This window comes from Pseudoalteromonas sp. TB51, assembly GCF_000498055.1.
Classification (GTDB): domain Bacteria; phylum Pseudomonadota; class Gammaproteobacteria; order Enterobacterales; family Alteromonadaceae; genus Pseudoalteromonas; species Pseudoalteromonas atlantica.
This window is the reverse complement of the sequence record NZ_AUTO01000334.1, coordinates 1-11,546: the sequence shown is the minus strand read 5'-3', so window position 1 is coordinate 11,546 and position 11,546 is coordinate 1. Positions and strand designations below refer to the sequence as shown.

8 protein-coding genes are annotated in these 11,546 nt (G+C 40.8%); 1 reads left to right on the top strand and 7 read right to left on the bottom strand.

Going from position 1 to position 11,546, the window contains the following annotated elements; translation table 11 throughout:
- Positions 1-1,199: thiamine pyrophosphate-binding protein (locus L650_RS0121030; RefSeq protein ID WP_029774307.1), on the bottom strand; the 1,199-nt coding region annotated here is incomplete at its 3' end.
- A gap of 864 nt (positions 1,200-2,063) precedes the next feature.
- Here L650_RS0121030 and L650_RS0121025 point away from each other — a divergent pair.
- Positions 2,064-2,942 carry a TraB/GumN family protein gene (locus L650_RS0121025; protein ID WP_029774306.1) on the top strand — a complete coding sequence of 293 codons (879 nt, stop codon included), beginning with the start codon at positions 2,064-2,066 and terminating at the stop codon, positions 2,940-2,942.
- Positions 2,943-2,978: 36 nt separating this feature from the next.
- Here L650_RS0121025 and L650_RS0121020 read toward each other — a convergent pair whose 3' ends face one another.
- From L650_RS0121020 to tuf, 6 genes are all read right to left on the bottom strand, one after another.
- Complete coding sequence (locus L650_RS0121020) at positions 2,979-4,397, bottom strand: ATP-binding cassette domain-containing protein (RefSeq protein WP_029774305.1); 1,419 nt, start codon at positions 4,395-4,397, stop codon at positions 2,979-2,981.
- Positions 4,398-4,474: 77 nt separating this feature from the next.
- Positions 4,475-6,199, bottom strand: coding sequence for a response regulator (locus L650_RS0121015; protein WP_029774304.1), 1,725 nt, complete (start codon positions 6,197-6,199; stop codon positions 4,475-4,477).
- A 158-nt stretch (positions 6,200-6,357) separates the two neighbouring features.
- Positions 6,358-8,691 carry a fatty acid cis/trans isomerase gene (locus tag L650_RS0121010; RefSeq protein ID WP_029774303.1) on the bottom strand — a complete coding sequence of 778 codons (2,334 nt, stop codon included), beginning with the start codon at positions 8,689-8,691 and terminating at the stop codon, positions 6,358-6,360.
- Positions 8,688-9,053, bottom strand: a complete 366-nt coding sequence (locus L650_RS0121005) for a hypothetical protein (RefSeq protein WP_029774302.1) — start codon at positions 9,051-9,053, stop codon at positions 8,688-8,690. Before L650_RS0121005 ends, L650_RS0121010 begins: the two co-directional genes overlap by 4 nt.
- Before the next feature lie 118 nt (positions 9,054-9,171).
- A complete protein-coding gene (locus L650_RS0121000) occupies positions 9,172-9,969 on the bottom strand; it encodes a VOC family protein (protein ID WP_029774301.1) in 798 nt (265 codons plus the stop codon).
- Between the two features lie 392 nt (positions 9,970-10,361).
- Entirely contained in the window at positions 10,362-11,546 is a 1,185-nt protein-coding gene (tuf, locus tag L650_RS0120995) for an elongation factor Tu (RefSeq protein ID WP_029773026.1), read from the bottom strand.

Sequence of the window (11,546 nt, the reverse complement as noted above, 5' to 3'; positions counted from 1 at the left end):
GCGCCACCACTACTTAAGTGATTACTTGGGTGGTTAAACTTCATATGTTGCGCCACCCACATTTGGTGCTGGCCTACATCGCAGCACACCACGCCTGTTTTTGGCATACGCTGGCTTAACTGGTTCAATAAATACGGGGCAAATACTTTTTCGCCTGGGTAGTCGTAACGCCATGCGTGTTTTTCGCTCATGAGCTTATTTGTATCGCACCATGCTTTAGGTGTTACAACACACTCAAGTGCGGGTAATGAGGTTTTTAGATCAGCAATTAAGGACGCTTTAGCAGGTTTGCGTTTACCTACTTCGGCCGCATCAATGTCTAAGTGAATTACTTTTGCTTTAGCTGCAAATTTGGCTAAGTTGCCCGTTACGCGGTCATCAAAGCGCGCGCCTATACATACAAGTACATCACACTCTTGTACTGCTATGTTAGCCGCTTGTGTGCCGTGCATGCCTAGCATTCCTAAGTAGTGCTCGTAATCTGGTAACACACTGCCTAGCGCTTTTAATGTTGATACCGCTGGCATTTGTGTTTTGTTTAAAAACTGCATTAACTCATTTTGCGCATCGGCGGCTTGTACGCCACCACCTACATACGCTACTGGCTGCTTTGCTTCAGTTAATAACTGGTTTGCAATGGCTACTTGGTTTAAATCAAGTTGTGGTAAATATTCATCAGCAGCTAACCAAGGTTTAAAAGGCACTTGCGCCATTTGAATATCTTTTGGAATATCTACAAGCACTGGGCCTGGGCGACCACTTTGAGCTAAGTGCATGGCTTCTTGTAATATTTCAGCTAAGTCTTCTGGTCGCTCTACCATGTAGCTATGTTTAGTACACGACAGTGACATACCTAGTACATCGACTTCTTGAAATGCATCTGAGCCAATAGCGGCTGTCGGTACTTGGCCTGTAATTGCTAATAATGGCACTGAGTCCATCATTGCATCGGCAAGTGCTGTTATTAAGTTAGTAGCGCCTGGGCCTGAGGTAGCAAAACAAACGCCTAATTTGCCTGTGCTGCGAGCATAACCCACTGCGGCAAAACCAGCGCCTTGCTCATGGCGAGTAAGGTAATGCTTTACAGGCGCGCCATACAGCGCATCGTAAATGGGCATAATAGCTCCGCCAGGGTAGCCAAATACTTCATTTACGCCGTGCTTGGCTAATAAATCGATTGTTAGTTCTGCGCCTGTCATTAATTAATCCTCATTCCTCAGTGACAACCCAATTACATACTTACTTAAAACTTATAGCTAATACCAATCCGCAATAATACTTAATTATTTTTAGGGGGCTAAAAGTGTCGCAATCTGCGTTAAAAAATTCTTATTTAGAACAACTAAATAGCGAATTTTTTGCCTAGCTATCAACACGTTTATCTATCCTCAAAATAGATCACTTAATTAAGCGAATTGGTATAAAATTTTTAAAACTTTGTGCTTAAAACTAAAAAGCCCTCCGAACGGTTAGGTGCGGAGGGCTTTTTAATGCTTAAGTTTATAGCACTACGAAGCCCTCGCGGGAATAATCACCACGATAATAATCAGGACTAGGTTAAGTGCATTTGTAAGCATGTAATTAATACCAAAATGTGTTCATTTGTTACGAAGTAATACTCTTCGCTCTGTATATGTATTTGTACCGCGCTGACGCGAGTAAGTCAACACCAAACTTAATTCAACAAAAGAGCAAAAAGCGACTTTAAACGGATTTTAAATTCACAACAAAAGGCTTAAATGAAAAATCTATACCTTAATTTGCATCAAGTAAATTCACTAGCCACATAATAGCCATATAGGGCTTGATTAATTTTTGATACATTGTAGTACAAATAACAGCGCAGCACGGTAAATAACTTAAAACTTTGCTAATTAGGCAGGTTTACTCCGCAAGCCCTATTAGGCACCACTTAATTACATTCACCCTATTTAAATAAAGTGCCCTAGTGCAACTAAATTCATAAGCGCATTTAAAAGTGTTTAATATAACCAAATAGGTTTATTAAAGCGCTTTAATTTAAGCTAGTATTTAGGCAACTCAATTAGATTTAAGGACAAACCATGCAAGCCCTCACTCGAATTAGTCAGTTTTTTATACTGGCACTTTTTATAGCAACTAGTTTTAATAGTGTCGCGGCACCGGCATTATTTAAAGTAGAAAAAAACGGTACTAGCTCTTACTTGTTTGGCACGGTTCACGTAGGCGATGCCAGCATGAAAGGCTTACCAGAAAAAGTAACTAAAGCTATAGATCAAAGCGAGCAAGTTGTTGTTGAAGTAGATATTAGTAAACTCACGCCTTTGCAAATGCAGCAGCGTTCAATGCCCTTTATGATGCTTAAAGATGGCAAAACATTACAAACAGAACTCTCAAAACAAAACTACAATAAGCTTAAAGACTACTTTGCTAAAAAATCGATTGATATAGCTATGTTTAATGGCCTCAAACCTTGGGCTGTAATGGTAACCATGATGCAGATTGAATTTCAAAATGCAGGGTTTTCTGACCAAACAGGCATAGACAAGCAAGTACTTGCTTACGCTAAAAAGCAAAATATCACGATTGGAGAGTTAGAAACGCTAGAGCAGCAACTACAAATGTTTGATGGGATGGCTTTGCTTAGTAATGAAATGATTGAAGAAACGTTTGAACAGCTTGCCGATATTAATACTTATTTTATTAAGTTAGTAAACGCCTGGAAAAATGGTGATATGGATACGCTGACTGAATACTACAACATGAGTTTTGACGATAGTAACTACGGTGAAATAAGCGAGCAGGTTATGCTAGTTAATCGTAATAATAAATGGGTGGAGCAATTAGTGCCTCGCTTAACTAACGAAAAGCTATTTATTGCTGTAGGCGCGCTGCACTTACCGGAGCAGCATGGTTTAATTAAACAGTTAACTGATGCAGGCTTTACCATTACTCGCCTATAACGTGGCGTTAAAGGTTGGGCATATTCAGCCCAGCCTTTAATTAAAATCTTCCATTTTTAAATAATGCTCAATCCCTTTAATTTTGTCTGCCGCATGGTGATTTACATAAATAACGGTGCTGGTATTTGCGGCACAAATTTTCTCTATTAAAATTAGTACTCGCTGTCTATTTGCTTCATCAAGCCCTAAGCAAGGTTCATCTAAAATGAGTAACGTGGGGTGTTTTACCATAGCACGCACTATTAATAGCATGCGCTGATCGCCGTATGAAAGTTGCGTAAATGAGCTATTTTGTTTATCGCCTAACCCAATCAACGCTAACCATTGCTTAGCTGTATTTACCTGTGACTCTGTTGGCTTTTGATATAAGCCAATGCTGTCGTAAAACCCAGAAATAACCGTATTCAATGCCGATATACTTACTCGATAATCCATATGCAGTGCATTTGATATATAGCCAATATGCTGTTTTATATCCCAAATACTTTCACCGCTTCCGCGTTTAAAACCAAATACCTGAATATCATTGCTATTGCTGTAGCATTGAGGGTTATCGCCAGTTATTAAATTTAATAAGCAGGTTTTACCTGAGCCATTTTTACCACTCAATTGCCAGTGTTGATGTTTATTAATTTGCCAATTGAGATTTTTAAATACATCAACCCCAGCGTAGCTAACCTTTGTATTACTAAGCTTAACCAATGTATCGGCGGTATACTCTGCACGGCCTTGGGAGTCATCCGGTTGAGGTATTTCTAAAGCGGTATGGGTTAAATGCAGTAGTTTAAGCAAGTCAGCACGCTGCTCTGCGTTTGGATTATTAAGTACATGCTGCAACTGCCCCTGATTTACATAAGCGTAATGAGTAATAAACGGTGGGATTTCATCAAGCCTATTTAACACAAACACAAAGTTACTTGTTGAGCTAAGTGTTTCTAATAAAGTGTTTAGCACCTCACACGAATGTTTATCTAAGCCATCATATGGCTCATCTAGTACCACTAAATCAGCATGACTACTTAGCGCATTTATAAGTAGGAGTTTACGGGTTTCGCCGGTAGAGAGATCTCTAAAATGCCTCTCTAAAAGGTCGCTGTAATTAAAGGCATCTATTAGTTTTTTACGTAGCTCATGGTTGTAGCTACTATTTTGAGGGAAGATAAAATCTTTTACTAAGCTGTGATGTTCATGCTCAATTTCGTTTTTGATTAACTGCTTTTGCACATCAGATGACACAAGCTGCGTACTATTAAAGGTACTTTTAAAAGTACCACTTTGCTGCTTAGCTTCACCCGTTAATGCGGCGCTCAATGCCGATTTACCTGCGCCATTAGCGCCTAATAAGAGCCAGTGCTCACCAGCATTCACTTGCCAACTTAAGTCATTAATTGTGTAACGGCTTTTACCTTGCCCTTTTAAATAACCACTAAATTGTTCAAATACAATACTTTGCACAATACTGCCTTCACCATAAGCTAAATAAACAACTTAACGTATAGTAAATTGCTTTAGCAAGCGTATTTAATTGCGTATTAATTTATTTCATTAGCTATGCACACATTTACCAATGCATCAGCCACTGCCTGCTTACTTATGGGTTTATGAATATGTTCACTCGCGCCATATTCATAAATTAAGTCCATGTCTTCGGCTGAGGTATTTGCTGTAACAACGATTATGGGCATGGTTTTATTTAGCTCTTTGCGTATTTTTTTAGTCGCTTCAAAGCCATCCATGACCGGCATGTTTAAATCCATAAACACCACATCATAGTCAGCCTTACCTACCTTTGCGCAGGCTTCTAGGCCATTTACAACGCATTCATAGTCCACACCTAACGTTGCCAAAATACGTGTGAGTAACAAGGTGTTTAATTCGTTGTCTTCAACCACAAGGCAAAAAAGCTTTTTTTCGACTTCTCTTTCTGTTTGCTGGTTAGTAATTTCAATCGGCAAGTTAAGCGTAACATGAGCGCCACACGCTGTGTTGTTTTTAAATGAAAGCGAACCATGCAGCGCTTTAACAACATACTGCGCCCGTGTTAATCCCGTTCTTAGGCCTTGAAAGTGGTTAGTTTGTTTAAATGAGTCAAACTCCAGTTCTGTTATTTCGCTAGAAAAACCACACCCACTATCATTAACGGTTAATTGTAATTGCGAGTTTTGCATGTTTGCAGCAACTTCAACCTCGCCCTTGTCGGTAAACTTTATTGCATTGCTAATTAGCTCGGTTAATACATGCTGTAAGCGCTGATGATCTAACTTACAAAAACAATTAAGAGACTCATCAAAATGAGTGATTAATGTTAACCCTTTTTGCTGCGCTGCATACTCATACGCCAATACCACTTTGTTTATGGATTCTAAAAGGTTTTCGTTTTTAAGAATTGGCGCCCACTTTCCTGTGCTTAGTGCTTGTAGGTCTTGTAGCTCATCAAGCATAGATAGAAGTCTAAGGGCGCAGTAGCTTGCTTGCGTTTTAATATTTTGCTGCTCGGCATTGATGGTTAGCTCATCAATCGACGTAATTAATCCCTGTAACGGTGTTCTAAATTCGTGGCTTGCTCTGGCAATAAAGTGCTCTTTGTTTTGGCTCATTTGCGCTACAAAGTCCTTTTGTTTTTGAAGAGCTGTTAAGGTGCGTTCCACCTCTTTTTCCATCGGCATAAACACAAATCTTAGCTCAACGAGCAATAACACCATGGCGACTAACCAGCACAGCAATTCTAAATTAGACACGCGGTTAACTTTTTTCACTGCATGTTGCTCAAATAAAGTAACCGCGCGGTCAAGCTTAGCTAGCAGGTTTTCTACATGTGCTACGTTGAGCACCTGTGTGTCTACCTCGCCTTTTTGGTACAGCAGCCAACTAGCTTGGGCAATAAATTCATTCACTTCGCTATCTAGATTAGCTGGCTCAGCAAAGTATAACTTTACTAATTCTGGCGTTAAATAACGGTAACTACTACCTTGCTTAGTAAGTAATACCTCATGAGCTGTTTTAAATTGTGCGAGAGAGTGTTCGAGGGAATTGGTATGGGTAGCAACATCGATTCGTGATGAAAGAAGTGCATTGCTATGCCAAGCAATTTTTTGCGAGAGCATGCGCTGCTTACCTGCCATATTAATAATTTTGGCATCGTACTTTTGTACAGAAAAGCCATACTGCAGCAACAATGCTGAGCCACTTATTAACAGAGCAATAGCAATAAGCGCCCATCGGTAACGCTGTCTTACATTGGCAATAATTTTAAACATACAAGGCCGCTTTTTTATTTTAAGTGTAGCCTATATATAGAAAACTCAACATCAGCTTTAGTAATTATATAAATAAAAAGCCCAGTAACATGACTGGGCTAAATGTATTAAGTGTGAGGCAAAAAGGGCAATACTTGCGACACTTTTGTAATTACCAGTTAGCGATTTTCTAATCGGTTGTAGTCAAACATACCAAATTCAACGCCACGATACTCTTTAGCTACTTGGTGCATTATGTCGCTGTATTTCCAAAACTCTGGATGTGAGCGACGAATACCAAATTTTACTTTTATTGCAGCATAATCTGCTTCAATTTGCATCATAGGTAATAGCTGTGCAAACTCACCCACTTCATTTTGATCATTTAAATACCAAATAGCCGCAGGGTAATCACCAATAAAGCCTGGCACTAGGGTGGCGGTATCTTCATCATAAGCGCGCTGCCCATCTTCATTTAATAAGCTGGAAATATTGTAATGCGCGTTGTGATGAATAAGCGTATAAGCTTTATGTGAAGCATCGTCTTGCTTAACCAAAATATACGATAACTGCGGTAATAAATTTATAGCTTTAGCCGGCATATTGTTTAGTGCATTTAATGGCGTGGGTACTTTTGTGTAGTCGTAGTGCTCACTCAGTACTGGCGCTAAAGTTTGCTTAACTAACCCATACAGCTCGTGTTGTGGATCATCCGTTTTATATTCAATACCGCTAGGTTGGCTAAACTCTCGGTTGTTTTTAAAAAACTTAGATAAGCTTGGCGGAGACTTTCTATACCAGCTTTTTTTAATTTGATGGCGCTTCGCTTCAGGTAATAAAGCCAAAAAGTTTTGCTCACCCTCTAAACGTAAAAAGTCCATGTATAGGCGGGTCACTAATTGGTGGCCGATATTTCCGTATACATCAAAGCCTGCAACAAGTAAGTAATGAATACGCTCAAATAGCGCATAATCTAATACCCACATAGTTTTAGGCTCTTGACCAATAAAGCCTTTCACCACCGTGGCACTATCAAAATGGCGAAATATTGTAAGCGCTGCATTTTTGTTATGCCCTTCACCTTTCCACAATAGGTCGGTGGTTAAATGCTCTCCGTTTTTAAACATCTCGTTAGCCAGCTCAACTTTGGCTTGTAAGTATTTTTTCTCACGCACTGAGTATTTAACCCAGCTAGAGATAGGCAATGCATTGCTTTCTTCTGCTGCAGGTAATTCAAGGGCTTCTTCGTGCTGAAGCAACATATCTTCCACTGCTGGAGTCGCGACTTTTTCAGGGTCTGCAAAGGCAACCCAAAAATGATCGTTAATCACATTAAGTGCAATTTGGCCGCGGCATACAGGGCCCTTAATAAAGCCCATAATAATTAGCTCAGCTTCATCAAGCATAAATTGATACTTAGAATTAATAGGAATTACTTCAAACGTTTTAAAAGGATTAGATGCCGCCTCGCTCTTATAACTTGGCATTTTAGTAACCGTATAATCGGGAGCTATAAATTGCTCATAAATACGTGCAAGCTTTGCATCATCAAGCTTTAGCGGTAAATGTGTTTTTGATAAAACAGTTGAGCGGTCCTGTAGTAAACGGTAATACACACGGCTTACTTTAGGGTCATCGTATGGTCGGCGCGTATTAATTAACTTAATTTCTTCGCCTGGCGGCGTACTTGAACGAACCAGTTTAAAAAAGCTCTGTGGTTTATCAGAACCAAAATAAATATGGGCTAAAAACCAATGCTCGTAAATATAACGTGCGGCTAATTGGTATTTTAAGCTGTCTTGATTTAAAAACGCTTCCCAGTTTTTAACGTTTGTTAGCTCGGCTTTGGTGGGCGGTTTAATATGCGCCATTTTTCCACCGTCTTTAAGCCACTTTTGTAAATGATAAAACTCCTGGCTAGACACGCCCGGTAAACCGTAAGGCATACCGCCATGAGGCTGCTCTGCAGCTAAACGATCGAATTCTCCCATAGTGGCGCACGTTTGAGAGCGGCTAAGTGAAAAGTCAAATTCGTCATCAAGAATTTCATTCTCTGGTAAGGGTGCACTTTGCTTAAGCACTAATGAATTAAATAACACCCCACCGGCAAGGTTTGCTTCTGGGTTTTGGTCACGTTCGTTAAGTACCGGAGTAAAGCCCTTTTTACGCCATTGCTCAGTGCTGGTTGCATCAAATAATAACCGGCTTGGTGTAGTGGCTAATAGCCGTGTACCATCATAAACAAGCTCTTTGCTTAGCCCTCTATCTATCCCTTCAGGGGAAGAAAGCTTTAGCTGACATGGCGCATCATAACAGCCATGGCATACTACACAGCGTGTATCTAGCACAGGTTTTACTTCTTGCAAAAACTCGGCACCAGCACCTGTATCATGCGGCACTATACGCTGCTGCGTTTGTTCATCACCAAATAAGTCGTTGTAGTGAGCATTGCCTAAATAAGCACACCCGCTGAGGATAATAAGGACGAATGTACTGATCAGAATTTTTTTCATTCTTCATCCTCATCACCCAGGTCGAAGGTTGGCATCATATCCATTTGTGGAGAGACAAAAGTTTGGTTGTCGTGGGTATTTAACACCACACTTAACAGTGGGCCGTGGGTCAGCGTTATTTGTGCATCGTGCTCTTGGTTTAACAACGCATTAAATTCGCTGCTATGCGGCGCAAGCTCATACTCTTTTAAACTAATAGCGATACTGCTATCAGGTGCTGGGTTTTGGCATATCTGCGTCAGTAGCTCATCATCAAGAGCAAATGAAATGTCTAAATCGGGCTTTTCTACATCTCGCTCACTAAGCGACTCATTTAAAATAAATAACGGTAAGGTTAATTTACTATCTTGTTCAAATTCCATTGTGCTCTCTTGCTGACTGAGGGTGTAATTACCCGCCATTATAGCAAAAAAGCACATAATTACTGCGCCTAAATAACCACACTAAAGTCTAAAATTTAGCCTTAAGCGCTGCTAATGACTAAGCTTTAATATCATCCATTGCTGATTCAATAATAGAAAACACAGCCCCTTGAGGGTCGCAAATAACACTAAAACGCCCTACATCAGGAATATCTGTGGCAGGTACACATACTTGCCCTCCAAGAGTCGCCGCTTTTTTTACATAGCTATCGCAGTTATCCACGGCGAAGTAAATCATCCAATGGGGAGGTACGTCTTGTGGCCACTCATCAGTCATTTGTAGCATGCCTGCTACGGGCTTATCTGCAACTAAAAACAAGGTGTAATCCATACCTTCCATAGGCTTTGTTTCACTTTTCCACCCCAGTAGTTCACAGTAAAAATGACGGCTTGTTTCACTATCGCGCGTTGCCATTTCATGCCAATAAGGCGTGTTGAGCTCACAAGGACGCTTACATCCTATATGCTCTTTACCTTGCCACAATGCCACCGTGGCACCCGCGGGATCTTTAAGCATTAACATACGCCCTGCATCCATAACATTATGAGGGCCTGCTATAATTTGCGCACCGAGCTCTTGCGCCTTAATTGCACATGCATCAACATCATCTACGGCAATATAGGTAAGCCAGTAGCTAGGCGTAGAGGCCACTTGCTCTTTAGGCATTTGATACATAGCAGCAATATCGTCACCTTGCTTTTGTAGCATAGTGTAATACTCATCATCGCCAATGGGCTGATCATCATTTCCCCACTCAAACAACGAGGTATAAAAAGCTTTCCCGTCTTGCCAATTATGAGTACACAGTTCAGCCCAGCAAAATATACCTTGCGGATAGTTATTTTTATTACTCATCGCCCATTTCCTGTTGTAAATTTAAGCCATTTTTAGCTTAGGCTAATACCCTTTAAGTGTCGATAGTTATTCACTGAATAAGCCCCCTTACACACCAGTTTCCACTTTGACTCGGGCTTTGTAAAGCAACATTATTTACATTAACGCCAAGCAGCTAAAAGCTGATAGCTAAAAACTAATCACTTTTCTTCAGGCATTAAAAAACCCGAGGCTAAGCTCGGGTTTTTATAGTATTAATTAACTTAAAAGTTAACTATTACTCATTGAACGTTGCTACGTTGCACCTACGCCTAAAGGTAATAGCGCCACCTTCACATGACATAAATTTTAGGCAATAAAAAAGGCCACCGAAGTGACCTCTTTTTAGTATTAATTAACTTAAACGTTAACTATTACTCTACGATAGTTGCTACAACACCAGCACCTACAGTACGGCCACCTTCACGGATAGCGAAACGAAGACCTTCGTCCATCGCGATTGGCGCGATTAGAGTTACTGTCATCTTAACGTTATCACCAGGCATTACCATTTCTACGCCTTCTGGTAACTGTACGTCACCTGTTACGTCAGTTGTACGGAAGTAGAACTGTGGACGGTAACCTTTGAAGAAAGGAGTATGACGGCCACCTTCATCTTTAGAAAGTACGTATACTTCTGAAGTGAATGTAGTGTGAGGTTTGATTGAACCAGGCTTAGCTAGTACTTGACCACGTTCAACGTCTTCACGCTTAGTACCACGTAGAAGTGCACCAATGTTCTCACCAGCACGACCTTCGTCAAGAAGCTTACGGAACATTTCAACACCAGTACAAGTAGACTTAGTAGTCTCTTTGATACCAACGATTTCAACTTCGTCGTTCACGTTGATGATACCAGCTTCAACACGACCAGTTACTACTGTACCACGGCCTTGGATTGAGAAAACGTCTTCGATAGGCATGATGAATGGCTTATCGATGTCACGCTCTGGCTCTGGGATGTAAGAATCTAGTGCTTCTGCAAGCTCAACGATCTTGTCTTCCCACTGCTTTTCGCCTTCAAGTGCTTTAAGAGCAGAACCTTGAATTAGTGGTAAGTCATCACCTGGGAAGTCGTACTCAGAAAGAAGTTCACGAACTTCCATTTCTACTAGCTCAAGTAGCTCTTCGTCGTCAACCATGTCACATTTGTTCATGAATACAACGATGTAAGGTACGCCAACCTGACGAGAAAGTAGGATGTGCTCACGCGTTTGTGGCATAGGGCCGTCAGTCGCAGCTACTACTAAGATAGCGCCGTCCATTTGAGCAGCACCAGTGATCATGTTTTTAACATAATCGGCGTGTCCAGGACAATCTACGTGTGCGTAGTGACGAGTTGGTGTATCGTACTCAACGTGAGAAGTTGAGATTGTGATACCACGCTCGCGCTCTTCTGGAGCGTTATCGATTGATGCGAAATCTTTAGCAACACCGCCGTATACTTTTGCAAGTACGTTAGTGATTGCTGCAGTTAGTGTAGTTTTACCGTGGTCAACGTGGCCGATTGTACCAACGTTTACGTGCGGTTTTACGCGTTCAAACTTTTCTTTTGCCAT